We start from the raw sequence: 23365 nt of genomic DNA, 5'->3' as shown, positions 1-23365 counted from the left end.
CTCGGTGTGGTGCTTGTGTTCCGTGGTGTTCCTTTCGCTCGGCGGTGATCTTCCGGCGGACCGTCGTCGGAACCCAAGCCACCTTGCCGACCTGGCAAGATGCGGGTGCGAACCGCAATGAACCGGAGGAGGTACTGCGTACGGTCGGGGGGCGTCTGCGGACACTGCGGCAGCAGCGAGTCCTGACGGCCGGGGAGGCCACAGAGTTCGACACCCGGCTGCCCCACGCGCTGGGCAACGCCGGCGAGCAGCCCGTCGAGTTCCTGAGTCTCTTCGGCGCCCAGGGCGAGCGGATGCGCGTGGTCACGGCCTGGGAGGAGAGACCCGGGTAGGACCGCGAGCGGGCGGCGGTGCCGACCGACGACTGCGGACTGGTGACACCGTGCACGGGGCCCGCGGGCGAACCCAGCTCCTGACCGCACAAATCGAAGGAGGAGGACAGTCAGTCAGTCATCCTCCGGTGTTCTGGCGCAACCTGGGGAACGTGCCACCACGCTCAGTGGGGACGCGTCCGCCAGGCCCGGGCGAAGAGTTCGGGCAGAGGGCCGACGACGGGCCGGGAGCAGACCTTGGCCCCGATGACCCGGACCCCGAGCAGCCCTGCCTTCCAGGTCTCCATCGGAGGGTAGAACTTGTCCCCGCCCGCCCAGTCGCCGGGCAGGAACACCCCCCGCCCGGCCCGGGCCCTGCGGTCGGCGACCGCCAGACCGGCCTCGACGAGTGCGGCCGCTACGGCCTTGTGGTGCGCGGGAGTCCACCGGTTGAAGCGGCGGATACGGCGGTCGGTGGGCACGGGCAGGGCGAGCAGCTGCAGATACAAAGTGGCGGCGTCCGACTCCAGACCGGTGGTGGCGGCCACCTCCTCGACCACCTTTGGTGCGGACAGCCGCGGATCGCTCTCGTAGCCGCCCGGCGGCAGCGACCCCTCGGTTATACGCTGCACGATCCGCTCGAACTCGGGACCGCGCAGCCGGCGGACCAGCGCCAGATGCGAGTCCTCCGCGTCGACCACAGCCTCCAGGCGCCGCGAGCGCTCGTCGGCCCCGTAGCGGCCGGGCCGGAAGTACACGCCGGGCGCCTCGCGCTCACCGCGCCGGTCGAACCCCGCTTCGGACACGACGACCAGGCCGTCGTCCAGCGTGGGATGGGCAAGCGGCTCGGCGGCGTCCAAGTAGGGCAGGGCGCCGGGGAAGCCCGGCAGCAGGTCCGCCACGGTGCGGCCACGCAGGCTGCGGCCACGGGCGGAGAGCAGCAACTCCGGGTGGGCCAGGCGTTCCCGCAGCAGCCGTACGGTCTCGGGGACACCCCGGCGTACGGGATCTCCTTCGGGAAGCTCTGCGTACACCCAGTCGACGGCGTCGCACACCACGGCGAGCAGTTCTCTGAAACGGAAACCCTCGCCGCCCTCCCAACCGCCGCCGCTGATGCTGTTCACCCGCAGCCGGGTGTCAGGGTCGCGGGTCAGCCGCGGCTCGCGCGCGGGATCGGCGAACACGGCGCACACGGCTGCCGGGGCCATCCGAATATCACTGTGCTCGGCGGCCACGGCGAGCGTCGACTCGGGCACGGCGGGGCGTACGCCCTGTTGCCTGCGCCAGGCCTCGGCGATCCGCTCGGCGAGCGCCAACTGCCCGCCCTCCAGCCACAGCTGCTCGGGGTCCGCGGGCAGCACGTCGGCCAGCAGGTCGAGGCGCTCGGCCACCCGCAGGGCCGCCAACTCCCGTTCACCGGCCTCGGCTTCGGACTGCTTGAGTCCCATCACTTTGCGCGCCTCGGCATCGAGGCCCCGGTACCCGTACTTCACATCGGGTATCCCGGCGAGCAGCAGTGCGGCACCGGCCCGGCTCAGCCCGGTCCGCTCGGCGAGCACCGCGGCCGCCGCACGGTCCCAGGGCGCGGGCCCCTTCTGCCGTACGAGGTGCACGAGGCGCCGCAGTCGGTCAGGTGTGTCCCAACCGGCCGCGGGCACCGGCTCGGTGGCCGTGATCCGACCTGGTGCCGGCGGCTGGGCGGTGCCGGTGCGCAACTCGACGAAGCGCTGCCCGTCCCGGCCGGCGCCGAGCCCGTGCAGAGCGACCACCGCACCATCGTGGGTTCGAGTGGCATGCGTGTTCTTGTCCGCGAGTTCGAGGACGCCGGTACGCATCCGGGCGCGAACCTCCGGGTCGGCAAAGGGAGTCTCTGCCCACACATCCAGCATCGCCAGCTGCACCTCGCGCAGATGGTCCTGCACGTGAAAAGAGCTCGCCCGCAGGGCCACGGCGCCGCACCGGCCGATGAACCGGTACCAGTTCCAGCCCCGGTACCGCGCGGGCGCCTCCTCGCCGCTCCCGGTCAAGTAGCCGCCCACTTCGGTGAACACGGCGAGCGTGCCGGGCCCCCAGTGTCCAGAACCTTCGATGAAACCGTTGAGGGCCTGGGCGATCCACTTCTCGTCGAAGGGCTGCGCGGGGCGTATCGGAGTGTGGGACATGCGGCCATCCTGCCGGATCGCGCGCCTGCCTTTCGCCGGTGCCGGGGCACGCGCTTCACCGTGCTGACCCGGCGATCCGTAGGGGGAGCGCACACCGCGACTGAGTGGCCCGCGAACTGCGCGGGGTGGGCCAATGAGATCGCTCGGTCGACGCCCTTCTCGCCCACGCTCACGCACTGGACGCCTTGTGGCTACGAGGTCCACCACCGACTCCGCGACCCGCCCGAAGGGTCGCGTGTCGCCGCAGACGGTGCGGTGCCCCTGCTGCTCGGGGGTGTCAGCAGGGGCACCGCGGCCCGGGGCGGAACGGCAGCGGGGCTACGAGGTGGCCAGCGCTTCGGTGGGGGGCAGCCGGGCGGCTCGTACAGCCGGATAGAAGCCGGCCAGGCCGCCGATGACGAGGGTGGCGCCGACGCCGCCGACCATGGCCCAGACCGGCACCACCGTGGTCATGTCCTGGTACGTCGCGTAGCCGATGGTGACGCCGATGCCGAGCAGTACGCCGCCGATGCCACCGAGAGCAGACAGCAGCAGCGCCTCGGCCAGGAACTGGGTGCGTATCTGGCCTCGGGTCGCGCCGAGCGAGCGGCGCAGGCCGATCTCGGAGCGGCGCTCGAGGACGGAGATGACCATGGTGTTGGCCACGCCGACGCCGCCGACGAGCAACGCCACGCCGCCGAGGCCCAGGAGCAGTCCGCTGAGGGTGTCGTCCGTGGCCTCCTTCGCCGCCAGTACGTCGGAGGGGCGGGAGACGTCCACCTCGCTCGGGACCTCCGGGTTGGCGGTGGCGCCGAGCTTGGCCTGGACGTCCTTGACGGCGTCCTCCTCGGCGCGGACGTAGACGGTGGTGGGGTAGCCGTCGAAGCCCAGCTCCGCCTTCGCCACCCCCCAGCCGATCATGGCGTTGTTGTCCAGGGCGGGCAGCAGCTCGTTCGGTGCCAGGATGCCCACGACGGTGAACCAGCGGTCACCGAGCCAGACCCTTACCTCCGGACCGGCCTGGTGGATGTTCAACTGGTACGCGGCGTTGGCGCCGAGCACGACGGCCGGGTACTTGCTGTTGGCCGCGTTGAGCCAGCGGCCGTCGGTGAGTTCTCCGCCGATGGACTTCAGCAGGTCGGTGCGGGCCGCGGTGACGCGCAGGCCGCCGGATTCCTCCTCCGGCATCATGTCGTTGCGGTAGACCTTCGCGCTGGTCTTGCCGAGCGCGGAGACCGAGGTGACGTCCGGGATGTTGCCGATCATCGCGAGCGACTGCTCGGGCAGGTGCGCGGTGCCGCCGCCGAAGGATTCGCCGGGGGCCACCGTCAGCAGGTTGGTGCCGAGGGCGGCGAGGCGCTGGTTGAGGTCGTTGGTGGAGGACGAGGAGATGCCCACCACGCCGATCATGGCGGCGATACCGATGGCGATGCCGAGCGCGGACAGGAACACCCGCATCGGCCGCGCGCGCAGCCCCGAGCCGCCGACCCGGATCACATCGGCCGGGCTCATCCGGGCGGCCTTGGGGCGCGGGGGCGCCGGGAGGCTGCGCCAGGGGGCGGGTTCGGTCTCCCGGGGCGGGGACACAAGGCTCATCGGGCGCTCCCTCCGGCCATCAGCTCGCCGGCCGCCGCGCCGACAGCCGAGTCGTGCTCGATCCGGCCGTCCTTGAGCCGGACCTCCCGCGGCAGCAATGCGGCGATGTCGCGGTCGTGGGTGATGACCACGACCGTCGTGCCGCCCTCCTGCAGCTCGTGCAGGAGCTCCATCACCACCGCGCCGGAGCGGGAGTCCAGCGCGCCGGTCGGCTCGTCGGCGAGCAGCAGCGGCGGGTCGCCGAGCACCGCGCGGGCGATGGCCACGCGCTGCTTCTCGCCGCCGGAGAGCTGGTGCGGCTCGTGGTAGAGCCGCCGGCCGAGGCCGACCCGGCGCAGTGCCCGCTCGGCCAGCTCGCGCCGGTCGGCGCGGGTCCGGCCGCTGTAGAGCAGCCCGTCCGCGACGCTGTCCAGCGCCGGTATGCCCTGCGCCAGATGGAATTGCTGGAAGACGAATCCGATGGTGGCGGCCCGCAGCGCGGAGAGGTCGCGGTCGCGCAGCTCGTCGATGTCGTGGCCGCCGATGCGGACCTTTCCCTCCGACGGGCGGTCCAGGGTGCCCATGATGTTGAGCATCGTGGACTTGCCGGAGCCGGACGGGCCGACCACCGCGAGCAGTTCGCCGCGGTGGATCACCAGGTCGGCGGAGTGCAGCGCGGTGAGCTCGCCGTACGACTTGGAAACCCCGGCGAGGTCGACCACCGGGTGGGACAGTGGGCTCACTTCGGGACCCCCACGACCGTGCCGTCGGAGATGCCGGCGCCGGAGACCTCGACCATGCCGTCGGCGAACATGCCGAGCTTGACCGGGACGTACTCGACGCCGTTCGGCGCCGAGGACTTCACGACCTCGAGCGCGTAGCCGCCGCCGTCTTTCGCCACCAGGGCGCTGACCGGGACCGCGAGCACGTTCTTGCGGCTCTCCGACTTCAGGGTGACGTCGACCGACGCCGCCTGATAGCTGCCGAGGCCCTTCTGGTCCTTCACCTTCAGCTCGACGGGGAGGGTCGATGCCTTGTCGCTGTCGTCGGAGCCGGAGTCACCGGAGCCCGAGTCGCCGGACCCCTCGTCGGCGGCGTTCGAGGGCGAGCCGACCTCGGTGACCGTCGCCTCGACGCTCGTCCCGTCGGGGAGTTTGACCTGCGCCTTCGTGCCGTTCTTGACGAGGTCCTCGTACTGGGCGTCGAGGTCCACGGTGATGACCCGCTCGGTCCCGGTCCAGGTCAGCACCTCGCCGCTGGGTGCGGCGCCCACCTCGGCCTTCACGGCGGAGACCTTCCTGGCCCCGGGGGCCACTACCGCGTCGCCCGGCTTGACGGTGCCGGTCTCCTCGCGGTTCAGGTCGTCCTGCCACTCCTTGACGGCGGCGGCGGTGTCGTAGTTGTACGTGGAGTCGGCGACGAAGCCGTCGTAGCCGAGGGCCTTCAGGTTCTGCTCGAGGATCTTGACGTCGCTGCCGGAGTCGCCGGACTTCATGGTGCGGTAGAAGGGGATGTTGCCGTAGAGCAGCGGTGTTTTCTGCTGGTTGACGCGGTAGACGTCCCCGCCGCGTTTGATGGTGTCGCCTGCCTTGGGCATCCAGGTGACGATCCCGGAGCCGCCGCCCGCTCCCGGGGTGGATCCGCCGCCGGAGGACTGGGCCAGCACGGTGGCGGCATCGCCGTAACTCAGGCTGCCGTCCACGGTCTGGATGTCGGTCAGGGTGGTGCGCTGCACCTTCGCCGTCGCCGAAGGGCCTTTGGACGCCTCGGGCTTGTCGTCCTCCTTGCCGCCCAGCGAGCCGCTGGCCGCGAGCCCCGCGGTCGCGGCCACGGCGATCGCCACCAGCACGATCAGGGTGGTGCGCAGGGGCCGCCGCTTGCCGCGGCTGAGAGGCGGCTCCTCGCCGCCGCCGGCGCCGTCCTGGCCCCCGCCGCCGGCTGGAACGGGGGCCGACTCCGCGGGATCCGGGGCGGAAGCGGCGAGCGCCGCCCTGGCCGGCTGCTCGGTGGCCAGAGCACCGGACCCGCGCACTTCCAGCGCGGCGGCCGGGTCGCCGTCCGGCGCGCCGGGATCCCGCAGTTCATGGGTGTGATCGGGCGTCGTCACTGCTCGGACCCGTCAGTGAAGTACATCTCGCCGCCCGGGGACTTGTCCTGGCACGCCTGCGACGCCTTCTGCATCTTCGGGTCGTCGGGCATCATGCCGAGCTTGCCGAGCGGCACGTTGATCCTGGTGCCGTCGACCTCCGGGTCCGGGAACTTCGGGATGCCGTTCTTGCGGATGCACTCGGCCCACGAGTTCACCTTGGAGGCGTCCATCTTGCCGCCGTTCTCCACGGAGCGCCCCTGCGGCATCTTGTCGCGGCAGGCCTCCATCGCCTGCAGGGTCTTCGGGTCGTTCGCGCCATTGCCGGGGTTCGTCTTGACCCGGCCGTCGGCGTCCTGCTCCGGGTCCGGATAGTCGGGGACGCCGTTCTCCCGCATGCACTTCGAGTAGGCCATCGCCTGGGCGAATCCCTTGTCCTTGGTGCCGGGGGACTTGCCGCCCGACTCGGCGGCGTTCGAGTCACCGGAGCAGCCGGCGGCACCGAAAGCGGCGACGACAAGAGCGGACGCGGCGATCAGGGTGTGCGCTTTGGCGCGCTTACGTGTGATGAGCATGGTGCCGTTTCTACGTGGGCGGCGGTCACACGGCGGACACAGCCGCGGCCGTCCAACTGTCCATTCCGCAAGCGTTTGTGACCGCACGGTTACCGCAGCCCTCACACGGTGGGGACATGTCACTGACTGCTGCGGCCACCTACCCCGAGACCTCCCCCAGCACCGCCCCACCGCCCCACCGCCGCTGGTTCTGGCGATCTCCCCCGGACCAGCCGCCCTGGGCCCGCCCGGCGCTGCTGGGGGTGGCCGCGCTCGCCGCCGTGCTCTACGGCTGGAATCTCGCCGGCAGTTCCTATGCCCCGTACTACTCGGTGGCCGCCCGCAGCATGTCGGAGAGCTGGCACGCGTTCTTCTTCACCGCCTTCGACCCGGCCGCCACCATCACCATGGACAAGGTCGGCGGCTTTCTGTGGCCGCAGGCGCTCGCCGCCCGGCTGTTCGGCTTTCACGCCTGGTCACTGACACTGCCCCAGGTTCTGGAGGGCGTGGTGTCGGTGCTGGTCCTGTACCGGGTGGTGCGCCGCTGGCAGGGCCCGGTGGCCGGTCTTGCCGCGGCCGGGCTGCTGACCATGACGCCGGTGGCGGCGTCGATGTTCGGCCACGCGATACTCGACGCGTCCCTCACCATGTGCCTGGTGCTGGCCGCGGACCAGTACCAGAAGGCGGTGATGACCGGCCGCCTGGGCCCGCTGCTGCTCAGCGGCATGTGGGTCGGGCTGGGCTTCCAGGCCAAGATGATGCAGGCCTGGGTCGTCGTGCCGGCGCTCGCCCTCGGCTATCTCATCGCCGCCCCGCACCCGCTGCGCAAGCGGCTGGGGCAGCTGCTTGCGGCGGGCGGCGTGCTGTTCGCGGTGTCATTGTCGTGGGTCGCGCTGATGACCTTCACACCGGAGAGCTCGCGCCCGTACGCGGACGGCACGACCAACAACAGCGCCTTCGCCATGGTCTTCGGCTACAACGGGCTCGACCGCCTCCACGACGGCCTGATCGACGGCTCGTTCAAGGGGACCTTCCAGGGTGCGCCGCCGTCGCAGAGCCAGGCCGGCGCCCAGGCGGGCGACCCCCAGGCCATGCCGGGCACCGAGGGGTGGGGCAAGCTCTTCGGACCCCGGTTCGCCGCGCAGATCGGCTGGCTGTATCCGCTGGCGCTGCTGTCCCTGGTCCTCGGCCTGATTCGGCACCGCCGCGCCCCGCGCACCGACCAGCGGCGGGCCGGCTATCTGATGTGGGGCGGGTGGCTGCTCACCTCGGCGGTGCTGCTCAGCGCCATGGGGGTCCCGCACACGGCCTACGTCACGCTGCTCGCACCCGCGTTGGCCGCGCTGGCCGCCGTCGGCATCGTGGCGCTGTGGCGCATCCACCGCACGGCGCTCGGCCCGCCGCAGACCCTGGTGCTGCCGGCCGCCATCGTCGTACAGGAGGCCTGGACGCTTCATGTGGCCGCGGAGTACCCCGACTTCGTGCCGTGGCTCACGCCCGTGATCCTCGCGGCGTCCGTCGCGGCCTGCGCGGGCCTCGTGTACGCGGTGCTGCCGGCGCCGCCGGACGCCCGGCTGTCCCGCCGGATCGGGGTCGCCGGGCTGGTGGCGGGCTGCATCGCGATGTTCGCCGCGCCCACGGCGTGGTCGCTGTCGGTGCTGGACTCCACGTACGCCGGCTCGTCCTTCGACGCGTACGCCGGGCCGCCCTACCGGCCGGAGGACGGCAAGGCGGGGAAGAACAGCGGCGGGCCGACCGTATCGGCGGGCGGGCAGGGGGCTTCCGGGCAGCCGCGCCGCTCGTCGGGACCGTCCGGCGGTCCGAGCGGCGGGGACATCGCGGCCGGGCTGAGCAAGGAACAGAAGGCGCTCCTGGCGTACGTCCAGAAGCACGACCGCGGGGCCGAGTACACCTTCTCCACCGACAACTGGCAGGCGGCGGCCCCGTACATCTACGCCAGGGCACTGCCCGTGCTGCCGCTCGGCGGGTTCACGGGCGGGGCCAACTCGGCGACCCTGGACGAGTACCGCAAGCTGGTGGCGGACGGCAAGCTGCGCTTCGCGCTGCTGAGCAGCGGCGGCGGGAAGTCGGGCGCATCGCAGGCCGGAAGCTCGGTGGGACAGATCAACGACTGGGTCAGGTCGACCTGCACCAAGGTCGAGCCGAAGGCGTACGGGGGCCGGCCGGCGGGACCAGATGGCGCGAAGGCTCCGCAGGAATCTCAAGAACCGAAGGACCCGAAGGACCCGAAGGACCCGAAGGAACCTCAGGGCAAGAAGGGCCCGAAGGGGCCTCAGAACCAGAAGGGCGACCCAGGTCCCAAGGCGCCGAAGGATCAAGCCGGAGCGAAGCCCTCGAAGGACAAGGCAGAACCGAAACAGCAGGGCGAGGCACGCCGGCAGGGCCAGGAAACCCTCTACAGCTGCTCCCCCGACGCCGTATGACGACGGTGACGACGGCCCTCCCGGGCCGCCGTCACCGTCACCAGGCGACCGGCAGCTCCTCCACTCCGTACTGCACGGCGAAGGGACGGAACCGCAGCTCGGCCTCCGGAACCGCCAGCCGCAGCCCGGGGAACCGCGCCAGCAGCCCGGCGATGGAGGCCCGCAGCTGCACGCGCGCGAGCGCGGCCCCGATGCAGTGGTGGACGCCGTGCCCGAACGCCAGGTGGGAGGAGGCATCCGCACGCGTGAAATCCAGCCGGTCCTCGGGACCGCCGGGCAGGCGCGTGCGGTTGACCGCGAGAAGAGAGCAGGAGACGGTCTCGCCCGCCTTGATCTGCTGCCCGCCGAGGGTCACGTCCGCCAGCGCCGTCCGCGGCGACGCGGTCGACACCACCGTGACGTGCCGCAGCAGTTCCTCCACCGCCTGATCCAGCAGCTCCGGCCGCGCGCGCAGCAGCGCGAGCTGGTCCGGGTGCCGCACCAGCGTGAGCACGCCTAGGCCCAGCATCTGCGTCGAGTTCTCCAGCGCGCCCGCGAGAAACGAGTTGACGACGCCGACCAGTTCGGCGTCGGTCAGCTCCGCGCCGTGTTCGCGGACGATGGTGCCGAGCATGTCCTCGCCGGGCTCCCGGCGCTGCCGCGCGACGATGCCGCCGAGGTACGAGATGTACGCCTTCTGTGCCGCTATCCGCCGCCGGGCGCGGCTGCCGGAGTGGGCGTCCATCCGGCTGGGCGCGCGCACGTCGAGCATCCGGCCCAGCTGGGCCAGGTCGTCGCGCGGAATACCGAGCATCGCGCAGCTGACCAGGCCCGGCACCGGCCAGCCGAAGTGCCGCATCAGATCGGCCGGCGGCCCGTTCTCCGCCAGCACGTCGAGCCGCTCGGCCACCACCGCTTCGACGGCCGGTGCCATCGAGCGCATGTGCCGGCTGGTGAAGGCCGGCGCAAGGAGTTTCCGTAGCCGGCCGTGCTCCGGCGGGTCGTAATGCAGCAGATTTCCGGCCTCCTTGGGCTGCGAGATGGCCTTCTGCTGTACGGGCGGCACGGAGCTGAACCGGTCGGTGTCGCTGAGCACCGCCCGTACCTCCGCGCGCCCCGTGACAACCCAGTCGAAGGCCCCCGGGTCACGGGTGACGGGCGTGCTGTGGCTCATCCGGGTCAGCTCGGGCGTCGGGTCAAGGCCGTCGCGGCGCAGGTGCGCGGGGAGTTCCGGTGGCTGCGGCATGGGGTGCCTTTCCGTTTACCAGGAGACCGGGAGGGTCTCGATGCCGAAGGTGGCCATCCACGGCGGCCGGAACCGCAGGTCCTCGCGGGGCGCCGCGAGCCGCAACTCGGGAAAGCGGCGCAGCACGGCCGCGAAGGCTATCCGCAGTTCCATGCGGGCCAGCGCCGCGCCCGCGCAGTAGTGGATGCCGTGGCCGAAGGCCAGGTGATTGTTGCCCTCGCGGAGGATGTCGAGATGGTCGCGGTCGGTCTCGTCCGGCTGGGCGCGGTTGACCGCAAGCAGCGAGCAGGAGACGACCTGCCCGGGGTGGATGGTGTGCTCGCCGATGCGCACCTCGGTCAGCGCCGTGCGCGGTGAGGCGACCGCGACCACGGTGGTGTAGCGCAGCAGTTCCTCCACCGCCCGGTCCATCAGCTCCGGTTTGTCGCGGAGCGCGGCGAGTTGGTCAGGGTGGTCGAGCAGCGACAGGATGCCCAGGCCCAGCATGCCGACCATGTTCTCGATCCCGGCGGCCATGACGGAGGCGGCCAGGCCCACCAGTTCCTTGTCGGTGACCGCCGGGCCGTGCTCCGTGATCAGCCCGCTGACGAGGTCGTCGCCGGGGTGGCGGCGCTTGGCGGCGACATAGCGGGCCAGATAGTCGTCGAAGGCCTTGGCTGAGGCGCGGCGGGCCCGCCAGCCGCGGTTGTCGCGCCGGCTGAGGTCGAGGTGCCGGGCGAGCTCCGCCTGGTCGTCGCGGGGGATGCCGAGGAGTGTGCAGCCGACCAGGCCGGGGATGGGCCAGGCGAAGTGCCGCATGAAGTCGGCCGGGCTGCCGGCCCGCTCCATGACGTCGAGGCGGTCCTCGACGATCCGCTCGACCTGCGGTTCGATCCGCCGCATCCGGCGCGGCGTGAACTCCGGCGCCAGCATCTTCCGCAGCCGGGTGTGCTCCGGCGGGTCGTGCATCAGGGGATTGCCGATCTGGGTGATCTCCCGCGACTCCTCCTCGCTGTCGGCCGGTGGCCGGGTGGAGAAGCGGCACTGGGCGTCGCCGAGGATCTCCCGTACCTCATCCCGACCGGTGGCGACCCAGCTGATCAGCCCCGGCCCGGTGTCCTCTAGCAGCGGCGTGTGCTCGCTCATCGGCGCCAGGCCGGGCGGCGGCTCCACCCCCTCCCGCACATGATTCGGGATGATGTCGAAGGTCTTCTCCGCTGCCATCTCAATCGCCCTTTCCGGCACGGATCTTCGCGGTGAGCACACGGCCGATGCCGGACCGGTGCGCGGATTCGAGCATGTCCTCGTGGCTCGAGGTGACCTCGTGGGTCTCGATGTTCCCGGCGACATACGGTCGCCAGCTCGCGATGGCCTCGGTGGCCAGCAGCTTCTCGGTGCGCCGCTCGGTCGCCACGAACACCAGCAGGTCGCCGCCGAAGCGGCGCGGGGTGTGGTCGCGGATGAGGCCGACGATGTTCATGATGACCTCCCGCATGTTCTCGAGCTGCGCACCGCGCGCCTCCACGTCCCGGCCGGGACCGGCACCGCTGTCCTCGCCCCAGCTGCCCTTGCCGTCCACCGGGCCCATGCCGTTCTCCTGGTCGCCGCCGACGGAGCCGACGTCCCGGTACGGGTACGCGTCGAGCAGCGCGAGCAGGTCGACCTGCTCGCCCAGTTCCTCCAGCCGGCACGCGATGGCCTGCGCGACGACACCGCCGAAGGACCAGCCGGTCAGCCGGTACGGGCCGTGCGGCTGCACGCTCCGCATCTGGGCAACGTAGTCGTCCACCATCTCTTCCACGCTGTGCGGCAGCGGCTCCGGGCCGGCGAGGCCGCGCGCCTGGATGCCGTACATCGGCAGATCGGCCGGAAGGTGCGGCAGCAAGGTGGCGTAACTCCAGCTCAGGCCGGTGCCGTGGTGAATGCAGAACAGCGGCCGGCGACCGCCCTCGGCACGCAGCGGCAGCAGCACGCCGAGATCCTCGGAGTTTCTGACGGTGCGTCGGCCAACGCCGTCGCGCCGATGCCGGTCCGGGTCGCCCGCGGCGTGCGGCCGCAGCAGGCCGGAGGCGTCGCGCCGGGCCCACTGGCCGGTGCGCAGCATCCGTTCGCCGCGGCGGCCGAAGGGGCTGGCGACGAGGCGGCTGCCGGTCTCGCAGGATGCGTCCGGGTAGCGGTGCGCGAGCGCCGGGCCGGTGACGTACACCTCGCCCAGGGCGCCCGGCGGGACCGGACGGAGGTAGAAGTCCAGCAGATGGGCACGGGTGCCGTCCGGCCACCGCACGTCCGTGCCCTGGTCGCCGGGCGCGGCCGCCGGCCGCTCGGTCAGGGCCCGCTCGCCCTCGTCAAGGAGATCGAGTCTGCCGATCGGGAGTTCCGGATCCTTCGCGACCTGCTCCAGCACTCGCACCAGCCGGCGGGCGAAGGCGGCGGCCTCCGGCTCGTCGAAGAGATCGACGGCGTAGTCCAGGCTGCCGACGATGCCGTCCGGGTCCCCGTAGTCCTCGAAACTCTCGGTCAGGGTGAGCCGCAGGTCGAGCGCGGAGTTCTGGGGCGGCAGCGGCAGCCTGGTGGTGGCAAGACCCGGCAACCCCGCGTCCTCCCACTTCTCGGCGATGTCGTCGCGTACGTCGAGGAGAATCTGAAATACCGGGTGATGGGCTCCGCTCGACCTCGGCTCCAGCCGCTCCACCAGCCGGTCGAAGGGCACGTCCTGGTTCTGCAGCGCCTCCTGGTACGCCTCCCTGGCCCGCTTGATCAGGGTGCGGAAGGCCGGGTTGCCGTGGGTGTCCAGGCGCAGCGACAGCAGCCCGGACAGCGGCCCGACCACGCCCTCCAGGCTCTCCTCCCCGTCCGGCCGCGGCAGTACGGTGCCAAGGAGCAGGTCCGTTCCGGCGCCGAGCCGGGAGAGCAGCAGTGCGAGCGCGGCGTGCACCGCCGTGAAGGTGGTCGCGTCGGCGGCGTCGGCCGCGTCAAGGAGCTGGGCGTGGGTGTCCGCCCGGATCCGGATCGGGATGGAGGCGGTGCGCCCGTCCGGCCCGGCCGCCGGCTCACGGTCCGTCGGCGGTCCGGTCCGCAGCGGGGCGTCGGCCCAGGCGGCCCTCCAGTACTCGAGCTGATCGGCGACCAGGCTCTCCGCCTCCTCCTCGCCCTTGAGCAGCTCGCGCTCCCAGAGCGCGTAGTCGGCGAACTGCAGTGGCAGCGGCGCCCGTTCCGACGCCCGCCCTTCGCGGCGTGCCCCGTAGGCGGCGGCGAGGTCGCGGATCAGCAGGTTCACCGAGGACTCGTCCGCCGCGATCGGATGGATGACGATGAGCAGCACATGCCCGGTGGCCGAGAGCCTGAAGAGATGCTGCGCCCAGGGAGCTTCCCGGGTCAGGTCGAGGGGCTGCCGGATGCGGGACGCCAGCAGCCCCGGCAACTCGTCCTCGCTTGCCCGCAGCACCGCAAGGCCGTCGGGTACGGCAGCGTCGCCGCCGGCCTCGGCCGGCTCCTGCATCAGCGTGCCCTCCGGAGTCTCCCGGAACCGCGTACGCAGCAGCTCGTGCCGCGCCACCACATCGGCCAGCGCGGCCCGCAGGGCCGGCACGTCCAGCTCGCCATCGAGCCGCAGCGCTGCGGCGAGGTTGCTCGTCGCGTCCGCGCCGGCCGCCCGTTCCGCCTGCCAGACCCGCTGCTGGTATACGGAGGCGGGGAGCTCGGCGGGCCGCTGGTCGACCGCCCGCAGCGGCGGCCGCAGCTTGGCGCCGAGCAGCCGCTCCACGCCGACCGGGGTCGAGGCGCCGAAGAACTGCCGAATGCTCAGCTCGGCACCGAGTTCGGTACGGACCCGCCCCGCAAGACGCATCGCCAGGGCCGAGTTGCCGCCCAGGTCGAAGAAGTTGTCGCCCGGCCCGACCCGCTCCAGGCCCAACACCTCGGCGAAGAGGACGCACAGGGTCTCCTGGAGTTCACCCTGCGCCGCCTGCGCCGAGACCAGGTTGGCGTAGCTCGGCGCGGGCAGGGCGGACTTGTGCAGCTTGCCGTTGGGGGTGAGCGGCAGCGCGTCGAGGGCCATCACCGTGGCCGGCACCATGTACTCGGGCAGCCGGGCGGCGGCGAACTCCCGCACGGCAGCCGGTTCAAGGCCACTGCCCTCGGCGGGGACGACGTAGGCGACCAGGCGGGGGTCGCCGGGCCGGTCCTCGCGGACGACGACGGCCGCCTGGGCGATGTGCTCGTAGGCGGCGATGACGGACTCGATCTCGCCGAGTTCGATACGGAAGCCGCGGATCTTGACCTGCTCGTCGGCGCGGCCCTGGAAGTGCAGCAGCCCGTCGTCGCTCCACTTGGCGAGGTCTCCGGTGCGGTACATGCGCCCGCCTTCGGCGTACGGGCAGGCCACGAAGCGCTCCGCGGTCAGGTCCCGGCGGCCCAGGTAGCCGCGGGCCAGACCTGGACCGGCCAGATACACCTCGCCGGTGGCACCGATCGGCACCGGCCGCAGGAAATCGTCCAGGACGAAGACCCGCGTGTTGGGCAGCGGACTGCCGATCGCCGGGGGCTGGTCGTCCGGCGTGATGCCCTCGTCGAGCGCAACAGCCGTGGCAATGACGGTCGACTCGGTCGGACCGTAGGTGTTCCACAGCCCGGCGGCCGCCCGCCACTTGGCGGCGAGATCGGCGGTGAGCCGCTCGGCGCCAAGGACCAAGTTGCGTACGCCGGGAACGGTCTGCGGGTCCAGGACTCCGAGCAGGGAGGGCACCACGCTCGCGACGGTGACACCACTCCGCTCGACCATGGCGGCCAGCGCCTGCGAATCGGTGCGCTCCTCACTGGCGGCGATCGCCAGCGTGCCGCCCGACGACAGGGTCACGGCGACGTCAAGGACCGAGGCGTCGAAGCTGAACGACGCGAACTGCAACGTCACCTCACCAGGACCGGCACCCAACACCGGCCCCATCGCCTCGACCAGGTTGGCCGGGCCTCGGTGGGGGACAGCGACGCCCTTGGGGCGGCCGGTGGAGCCGGAGGTATAGATCACGTATGCCAACTGGTCGGGATCCAGCCCTACTTCGAGTGGAGAGTCCGACTGCGCATCGATCGTCTCCTGCGCGTCGGCCAGCACGGCGTCGTCCAGCACGACCTGTGCCTCACTGGACATGACCATGAACTCCAGCCGGTCGGCGGGATACTCCGGGTCCAGCGGTACGTAGGCGCCGCCGGCCTTCCAGACCGCCAGCATCGAGGTCACCATGTCGACGCCGCGCGGCAGCCGAAGCCCCACCCGCGACTCCCGGCACACGCCCTGCCGACGGAGGTAGCGGGCCAGCCGATTCGACCGCGCCTCCAGTTCCGCGTACGACAGCTCCTCGGACCCGCAGCGCACCGCGGCCACGTCCGGGGTCCGGACCGCCCACGCCTGGAAGCGCTCGGGCACGGTCAGCGGGCCGATCGGCCGGGTGCCGGCGTTCCATTCCTCGAGCACGCGCGCCCGTTCGCCCGCGTCGAGTACGTCGATCTCGCTCAGCCGCACCTCGGGATCGGCCGCCACCTGCTCCAGGACTCGCACAAGTCGGTCGCCGAGGGCCCGTACGGTCGACTCGTCGAAGAGATCCGCCGCGTACAGAATCCCGCCCCCAAGGCCCGCCGGAGAGCCGTCCGCACCGCGCCGCTCGCCCAGCGAGACGGACAGGTCGAACCGCGCCGGGGGCGCGGCAGCCGGCGGCATCGGGGTGACGCGCAGGCCGGGGAGCCGCCATTCGGCCTCGGGTACGTTCTGCAGCGCCAGCATCACCTGGAACAGCGGGTTGCGGGACAGCGAGCGCGCCGGGTTCAGCTCCTCCACCAGCCGCTCGAACGGCACGTCCTGATGCGCGTACGCCGCCAGATCCGCCTCCCGGACGCGCCGCAGCACCTCCGCGAACGACGGATCACCTTCCAGATCCGCCCGCAGCACCAGCGTGTTCACGAAGAACCCCGAAAGGCCCTCCAGCTGCGCGTCCCCGCGTCCCGCGACGGGCGTACCGAGGGGGATGTCGGACCCGGCGCCCATCCGTGACAGCAGCACCGACAGCGCGGCATGCACCAGCATGAACATCGTCGCCCGGCCGCGCCCTGCCGCCTCGATCAGGCAGGCGTGCGTCTGTGCGGACACCTCGACGTCCACCGTTCCGCTGCGGAAGGAGGGGGTCGCGGTACGGGCGCGGTCCATCGGCAGCGCCAGCTCGGGTGGGGCGTCGGCCAGGGCGTCCTTCCAGTACGCCAGCTGCCCGCTGATCACACTCTCCGGATCGTCCGGGTCACCGAGCGCCTCCCGCTGCCACAGCGCGTAGTCCGCGTACTGCACCGGCAGCGGCTCCCAGGCCGGCGCCCGACCCTCGCACCGCGCCTCGTACGCCGCCCGCAGATCCTCCGCGAGCACCCCCATCGACCAGCCGTCCGAGGCAATGTGATGCACCACCAACAACAGCACGAACTTCCCCGGCGCCACCCGCAGCAACGACACCCGCCACGGCAGCTCCACACCCAGGTCAAAGCCACGGCCGCTCAGCCCGGCCAGGGTCTCGTCGAGACGGGACTCCTCGGTGTCCACGACGGTCAACCGCGGATGAGCGCCGCTTCCGGTCAGCACGTCCTGGCGCGGCTTGCCCTCCCGGTCCGGGTAGACCGTGCGCAGGCTCTCGTGCCGGTCCGCGACATCGCCGAGCGCCGCCTCCAGCGCCTGCACATCCAGCTCACCCTCCATCCGCAGCGCCAGCGGCAGGTTGTACGCGCCGGCCGCCTCCGAGTCCACGCCGTCCATCCGGCTCAGGAACCACATGCGCTGCTGGCCGAACGACAGCGGCACGTCGTCGGGCCGCGGTTGCGGCCGCAGCGCCACCCGGTTCTCGGCCGCGACGTCGCCAACCAACCGCGCGATCCCGGCCACAGTGGGTGTGCCGAAGACGTCGCGGATACCCAGCTCGGTGTCAAGCGCCGCGCGGATTCGGGCGACGAGCCGCATGCCGAGCAGTGAGTCCCCGCCCAGCTGGAAGAAGTCGTCATCGATACGGACCTCGCCAATGCCGAGGACGTCGGCGAAGAGGGTGCGGAGGATCTCCTCGACGGGGGTGGATGGTGCTCGTCCGTGGCCGGTGACTGTTTCGGGGTCGGGGAGGGTGGTCTTGTCGACCTTGCCGTTGGGTGTGAGGGGCAGGGCGTCCAGGATCGTGACGGTGGCCGGGACCATGTAGTCGGGGAGGCGGGTGAGGGTGAACTCCCGTAAGGCGGCGGGTTCCAGGGCGGTCGCACACACGGCGTACGCGGCAAGGCGGTCGTCGCGGGCGATGACGGTGGCCTGGGTGACATCCGGGTGGGCGGTGAGGGCGGACTCCACCTCACCGAGTTCGATACGGAACCCGCGGATCTTGACCTGCTCGTCGGCGCGGCCCTGGAAGTGCAGCAGCCCGTCGCCACTCCATTTGGCGAGATCACCGGTGCGATACATGCGTCCGCCAGCGGCGTACGGGCAAGCCACAAACCGTTCGGCGGTCAGGTCCCGACGGCCCAGGTAACCGCGGGCCAGACCCGCACCGGCCAGATACACCTCCCCGGTGGCACCGATCGGCACCGGGCGCAGGAAATCGTCCAGCACGAAGACCCGCGTGTTGGGCAGCGGGGCGCCGATCGCAGGCGGCTGATCGTCCGGCGTGATGCCCTCGTCGAGCGCAACAGCCGTGGTCATGACGGTGGCCTCGGTGGGGCCGTAGGTGTTCCACAGCCCTGCCTGCGCACGCCACTTGGCGGCCAGATCCGCGGTCAACCGCTCGGCCCCCAGCACCCAGTTACGTACCCCCGCAACCGTCTGCGGGTCGAGCACGGACAACAGCGACGGCACCACGCTGGCCACCGTCACCCCGGCCGTACGGATCATCTCCGCCAGCGCCTGCGGATCGGTGCGCTCTTCGCCGGTCGCGATGGCCAGGGTGCCACCCGACGCCAGCGTGGCGGCGACGTCCAGGACCGAGGCATCGAAGCTGAACGACGCGAACTGCAACGTCACCTCACCGGGACCGGCACCCAACACCGGCGCCATCGCCTCGACCAGATCGGCCACACCCCGATGCGCCACCGCCACACCCTTCGGACGACCGGTCGAGCCCGAGGTGTAGATCACATACGCCAACTGTTCAGGATCAGGCTCCACTTCGAGCGGCGCGTCCGACTCGGCAGCGATCGCCACATCGAAGTCCGACAGCCACTCGCCGTCGATCACCACCGACGCGCCGCTGTCGACCGCCATGAACTCCAGGCGATCGGCCGGATAGTCCGGGTCCAGCGGTACGTAGGCGCCGCCGGCCTTCCAGACCGCCAGCATCGAGGTCACCATGTCGACGCCGCGCGGCAGCCGCAGACCCACCCGTGACTCGGACCGGACACCACCAAGCCCCCGCAGGCAGCGAGCCAGCCGGTTCGACCGCGCCTCCAGCTCCTCGTACGACACCGCCTCAGAGCCACACCGCACCGCGACCGCATCCGGCGACTGGGCCGCCTGCGCCGCGATGGCCTCCGCCACCGTGGTCGACCGGACCGGCCGCGCCGTGGCATTCCACTGCTCCACCACCCGCGCCCGCTCACCCGCGTCGAGTACGTCGATCTCGCTCAGCCGCACCTGCGGATCGGCGGCCACCTGCTCCAGCACTCGCACGAAACGGTCGCCGAGGGCCCGTACGGTCGGCTCGTCGAAGAGATCCGCCGCGTACAGAATCCCGCCCCCGAGACCCGCCGGAGAGCCGTCCGCATCCCGCCGCTCGCCGAGCGTCACGGAGAGGTCGAACCGCGCCGGCAACTCCGCCACGGGCGGGAGCGGGGTGACGCGTAAGCCGGGCAGCTGCCATTCGGCCTCGGGGATGTTCTGCAGCGCCAGCATCACCTGGAACAGCGGGTTGCGGGACAGCGAGCGCGCCGGGTTCAGCTCCTCCACCAGCCGCTCGAACGGCACGTCCTGATGCGCGTACGCCGCCAGATCCGCCTCCCGGACGCGCCGCAGCACCTCCGCGAACGACGGATCACCTTCCAGATCCGCCCGCAGCACCAGCGTGTTCACGAAGAACCCCGAAAGCCCCTCCAGCTGCGGGTCCCCGCGGCCGGCGATCCCCGTGCCCACGGGAATGTCGGACCCGGCGCCCATCCGTGACAGCAGCACCGACAGCGCGGCATGCACCAGCATGAACATCGTCGCCCGGCCCCGGGCAGCCACCGCCACCAGCCGTCGGTGCGTGTCCGCCTCCACCGAGACCGGCACACTGCCGCCCTGGAAGGAGGGCTCCCCCCTGCGTGCGCGGTCCACCGGCAGGGCCAGCTCGGGTGGTGCGTCGGCCAGGGCGTCCTTCCAGTACGCCAGCTGCCCGCTGATCACACTCTCCGGATCGCCCGAGTCGCCCAACGCCTCCCGCTGCCACAGCGCGTAGTCCGCGTACTGCACCGGCAGCGGCTCCCAGGCCGGCGCCCGACCCTCGCACCGCGCCTCGTACGCCGCCCGCAAGTCCCGGGCCAGCACCCCCATCGACCAGCCGTCCGAGGCAATGTGATGCACCACCAACAACAGCACGAACTCCCCCGGCGCCACCCGCAGCAACGACACCCGCCACGGAAGTTCAGCACTCAGGTCAAAGCCACGGCCTGAGGCCGCCGCGAGCAGCTCCTCCAGCCGCGTCGCATCGGCCGGCCGCACGTCCAGCGTCGGCCGTCCGGCCGCGCCCTCCAGCACCTGCTGCCACGGCTCGCCATCCGCATCGGGGAACAAGGTGCGCAGGCTCTCGTGCCGGTCGGCGACATCGCCGAGCGCCGCCTCCAGCGCCTGCACATCCAGCTCACCCTCCATCCGCAGCGCCAGCGGCAGGTTGTACGCCCCCGCTGCCTCCGAGCCGACCTCGGCCAGCCGGTTCAGGAACCACATGCGGCGCTGCGCGTACGAGACCGGCACCTGGTCGGGGCGCGGTTGCGGCAGCAGTTCCAGGCGCTTGTGTTCGCCTGCGCCGGTCAGCTGCCGCGCCAGCCCGGCGGCCGATGGCGCGCCGAACAGGTCGCGGATGCTCACCTTCGCGTCCAGCACCGCACGGATACGGGCGACGACCCGCATGCCCAGCAGCGAGTCGCCGCCCAGCTCGAAGAAGCCGTCGTCCGGTCCCACCCGTGCCACGCCCAGCACATCGGCGAACAGCCCGCAGAGGATCTCCTCCATGGGCGTCGCCGCGGCCCGCCCCTGGCCGGCCGCGTACTCGAGCGCGGACAGCGCCGCCTTGTCGACCTTGCCGTTGGGGGTGAGCGGCAGGGCGTCCAGGACGGTCAGGATGGCCGGGACCATGTACTCCGGCAGCCGGGCGGCGGCGAACTCGCGGATGGCGGACGTACTCAGGTCGGGGTTGTCGGCGACCAGACAGGCGGCGAGCCGGTCTTCGCGGGCGATGACGGTGGCCTGGGCGATATCCGGGTGGGCGGTGAGGACGGTTTCGATCTCGCCCAGTTCGATACGGAAGCCGCGGATCTTGACCTGTTCGTCGGCGCGGCCCTGGAAGTGCAGCAGCCCGTCATCGCTCCACTTGGCCAGGTCGCCGGTGCGGTACATGCGCCCGCCTCCGGCGTACGGGCAGGCCACAAACCGCTCCGCGGTCAGATCCCGGCGGCCGAGATAACCGCGGGCCAGACCCGCACCGGCCAGATACACCTCACCCGTGACACCGACCGGCACTGGGCGCAGGAATTCGTCCAAGACGTAGACCTGGGTGTTGGGCAGTGGACCGCCGATCGCCGGCGGCTGATCGTCCGGGCTGATGCTCTCGTCGACGGCTACGGCCGTGGTCATGACGGTGGCCTCGGTCGGCCCGTAGGTGTTCCACAACCCGGCCCGTGCACGCCACTTGGCAGCCAGGCCGGCGGTCAGCCGTTCCGCACCCAGCACCCAGTTGCGTACGCCGGGCACAGCCTGGGGGTCCAGGACACCGAGCAGGGACGGCACCACGCTCGCGACTGTCACGCCGCTGTTCCGGATCATTGCGGCCAGCGCCTGCGGGTCGGTGCGCTCTTCGCCGGTCGCGATGGCCAGGGTGCCACCCGACGCCAGCGTGGCGGCGACGTCAAGGACCGAAGCATCGAAGCTGAACGACGCGAACTGCAACGTCACCTCACCAGGACCCGCACCCAGCACCGGACTCATCGCCTCGACCAGATTGGCCACACCCCGGTGCGCAACGGCCACACCCTTCGGGCGACCCGTCGAGCCCGACGTATAGATCACATACGCCAACTGGTCCGGATGCACCGGGATCTCAAGCGACGCGTCCGGCTCGGCGGCAATCGCGCTCTCTGCCTCAGCCAGCCAGCCGGCATCGATCACCACCGACGCGCCACTGTCAACGGCCATGAACTCCAGCCGGTCCACCGGATACTCCGGATCCAGCGGCACATACGCACCCCCGGCCTTCCACACCGCCAGCATCGACACCACCATGTCGACACCACGCGACAGCCGCAGACCCACCCGCGACTCGGACCGGACACCAAGCCCCCGCAGATACCGGGCCAGCCGATTCGACCGGACCTCCAGCTCCCCGTACGAGACGGTCTCCGCCCCGCAGCGCACCGCGACCGCCTCCGGCGACCGAACCGCCCACTCTTGAAAGCGCTGCGGCACGGTCAGCGACCCGACCGGCCGCGCCGTGGCATTCCACTCCTCCACCACCCGCACCCGCTCACCCGCAGCCAGCAGTCCGATCTCGCCCACCCGCACCAGCGGATCCGCCGCCACCTGCTCAAGCACCCGCACCAATCGCCCTGCGATCGCGGCGACGTCCGCCCGCCCGAACACCTCCTCCTGGTAGTCCAGCTTGAGATGCATCCGCTCCTCGGGCACCACGATCAGCGCGAGCGGATAGTGGGAGGCGTCCCGCACCGCTGGTGTGCGGCGGATTTCCAGGCGCTCCGGGGCGGGTTCCTCCTTCGGCGGGCTCGGGTAGTTCTCGTACACCACGATCGTGTCGAAGACGCCGCCCGGGGCGGCCAGTCGCTGCACCTCGGGCAGTCCGAGGTGCTGGTGGGCCATCAGCGCGGACTGGCGCTTCTGCAGGTCGGTGAGCAGCTGGGAGACCGTCGTGGCGGCTTCGAGGCGTACCCGCACGGGGAGGGTGTTCATGAAGAGGCCGACCATGGACTCCACGCCGGGCAGTTCCGCGGGCCGCCCGGCCGCGGTCGCGCCGAACACCACATCCGTGCGGCCGGCCAGCTGCCCCAGGACCAGCGCCCAGGCCGCCTGGATCACGGTGTTGAGGGTCACGCCCTGGCCGCGGGCCAGCCGGGTGAGGTCCTGGGTCAGCTCGGGCGAAAGGTCGGTGATGAGATTCGCCGGCTCGCCGGGGCGCCTGCCCGGGTCGGCCGGGGCGACCAGCGTCGGCGTGTCTGCGCCGGCGAGTTCCGCCTGCCAGGCCGCCCGTGCGGCCGGCTTGTCCTGGCGCTGCAGCCAGGCGAGGTAGTCCCGGTACGAGGTGGCCCTGGGCAGTGCGCGCGTATCGCCGCCGGCCGCGTAGATGGCCGCCAGTTCGCCGAAGAGGACGGGGAGCGACCAACCGTCCATGAGGACGTGGTGGCTGGTCAGCACGAGTCGGTGGCGGTCCTCGCCGAGGCGGATGAGGAGCAGTCGCAGCAGCGGCGGTGTGGCCGGGTCGAAGCGCTCCCGCAGCTCCGCCGCGCACCGCTCTTCGATATCGGCGGTCGCCTCGGCCTCCGCCAGCCCGCTGACGTCCGCCTGCTGCCAGGGCAGGGGCACCTCGCGGGCGATGACCTGCATTGGTTCGCCGGAACTCCGCCGCCGGAAGCTCGCCCGCAGCGCGGCGTGCCGGTCAAGGAGCGCTGCCCAGGATGCGCGCAGTACGTCGGCGTCCAGCGGCCCGATCAGGTCGACGCCGCGCTGGCCCTGGTACACATCGGCGCCCTGGTCGTCGAACGAAGCGTGGAACAGCAGCCCTTCCTGCAGCGGCGACAGCGGCCAGACGTCCTCGACATGTGCTCGGGCCATCGGGTTTCTCCTTACAGTTG

At 71.7% G+C, this 23365-nt stretch carries 10 protein-coding genes; 2 read left to right on the top strand and 8 right to left on the bottom strand.

Going from position 1 to position 23365, the window contains the following annotated elements:
- Positions 1-83: 83 nt before the first annotated feature.
- Complete coding sequence (locus AB0I94_RS08170; RefSeq protein WP_363308733.1) at positions 84-332, top strand: cupin domain-containing protein; 249 nt, start codon at positions 84-86, stop codon at positions 330-332.
- Positions 333-496: 164 nt separating this feature from the next.
- On the opposite strand, the gene AB0I94_RS08165 is transcribed toward AB0I94_RS08170, so the two are convergent.
- The 5 genes from AB0I94_RS08165 to AB0I94_RS08145 form a co-directional block, all read right to left on the bottom strand.
- Entirely contained in the window at positions 497-2473 is a 1977-nt protein-coding gene (locus AB0I94_RS08165; protein ID WP_363308609.1) for a hypothetical protein, read from the bottom strand.
- Positions 2474-2791: 318 nt separating this feature from the next.
- The gene (locus AB0I94_RS08160; protein ID WP_363308729.1) at positions 2792-3964 is read right to left on the bottom strand and encodes an ABC transporter permease; all 1173 of its coding nucleotides are present in this window, start codon (positions 3962-3964) and stop codon (positions 2792-2794) included.
- Between the two features lie 80 nt (positions 3965-4044).
- Positions 4045-4770, bottom strand: coding sequence for an ABC transporter ATP-binding protein (locus tag AB0I94_RS08155; protein WP_363308608.1), 726 nt, complete (start codon positions 4768-4770; stop codon positions 4045-4047).
- A complete protein-coding gene (locus tag AB0I94_RS08150) occupies positions 4767-6134 on the bottom strand; it encodes a peptidoglycan-binding protein (protein WP_363308607.1) in 1368 nt (455 codons plus the stop codon). The genes AB0I94_RS08155 and AB0I94_RS08150 overlap by 4 nt, the downstream gene beginning before the upstream one ends.
- Positions 6131-6688, bottom strand: a complete 558-nt coding sequence (locus AB0I94_RS08145) for a hypothetical protein (protein WP_363308606.1) — start codon at positions 6686-6688, stop codon at positions 6131-6133. Before AB0I94_RS08145 ends, AB0I94_RS08150 begins: the two co-directional genes overlap by 4 nt.
- A 116-nt stretch (positions 6689-6804) precedes the next feature.
- On the opposite strand from AB0I94_RS08145, the gene AB0I94_RS08140 reads away from it, so the two are divergent.
- The gene (locus AB0I94_RS08140) at positions 6805-9111 is read left to right on the top strand and encodes a glycosyltransferase family 39 protein (RefSeq protein ID WP_363308605.1); all 2307 of its coding nucleotides are present in this window, start codon (positions 6805-6807) and stop codon (positions 9109-9111) included.
- A 37-nt stretch (positions 9112-9148) separates the two neighbouring features.
- Here AB0I94_RS08140 and AB0I94_RS08135 read toward each other — a convergent pair whose 3' ends face one another.
- Genes AB0I94_RS08135 through AB0I94_RS08125 form a run of 3 tightly spaced genes read right to left on the bottom strand, consistent with a single transcriptional unit; the run spans position 9149 to position 23345 of the window.
- On the bottom strand, positions 9149-10336 hold the full coding sequence (locus tag AB0I94_RS08135; RefSeq protein ID WP_363308604.1) for a cytochrome P450: 1188 nt from the start codon (positions 10334-10336) through the stop codon (positions 9149-9151).
- A 15-nt stretch (positions 10337-10351) separates the two neighbouring features.
- Positions 10352-11539: a cytochrome P450 gene (locus AB0I94_RS08130; protein ID WP_363308603.1), complete on the bottom strand. Its 1188-nt coding sequence runs from the start codon at positions 11537-11539 to the stop codon at positions 10352-10354.
- Between the two features lies 1 nt (position 11540).
- Positions 11541-23345, bottom strand: coding sequence for an amino acid adenylation domain-containing protein (locus AB0I94_RS08125; RefSeq protein ID WP_363308602.1), 11805 nt, complete (start codon positions 23343-23345; stop codon positions 11541-11543).
- Positions 23346-23365: the final 20 nt, after the last annotated feature.

Origin of the sequence: Streptomyces sp. NPDC050147, from assembly GCF_040660195.1 — a bacterium.
GTDB lineage: Bacteria > Actinomycetota > Actinomycetes > Streptomycetales > Streptomycetaceae > Streptomyces.
This window is presented reverse-complemented; position numbering and strand designations above follow the sequence as displayed.

Excerpts from the sequence above, each read along its gene's own strand:
- AB0I94_RS08140 (WP_363308605.1), top strand. The coding sequence starts at position 6,805 with ATGTCACTGACTGCTGCGGCCACCTACCCCGAGACCTCCCCCAGCACC.
- AB0I94_RS08130 (WP_363308603.1), bottom strand. The coding sequence starts at position 11,539 with ATGGCAGCGGAGAAGACCTTCGACATCATCCCGAATCATGTGCGGGAG.
- AB0I94_RS08160 (WP_363308729.1), bottom strand. The coding sequence starts at position 3,964 with ATGAGCCCGGCCGATGTGATCCGGGTCGGCGGCTCGGGGCTGCGCGCG.
- AB0I94_RS08135 (WP_363308604.1), bottom strand. The coding sequence starts at position 10,336 with ATGCCGCAGCCACCGGAACTCCCCGCGCACCTGCGCCGCGACGGCCTT.
- AB0I94_RS08165 (WP_363308609.1), bottom strand. The coding sequence starts at position 2,473 with ATGTCCCACACTCCGATACGCCCCGCGCAGCCCTTCGACGAGAAGTGG.
- AB0I94_RS08125 (WP_363308602.1), bottom strand. The coding sequence starts at position 23,345 with ATGGCCCGAGCACATGTCGAGGACGTCTGGCCGCTGTCGCCGCTGCAG.
- AB0I94_RS08145 (WP_363308606.1), bottom strand. The coding sequence starts at position 6,688 with ATGCTCATCACACGTAAGCGCGCCAAAGCGCACACCCTGATCGCCGCG.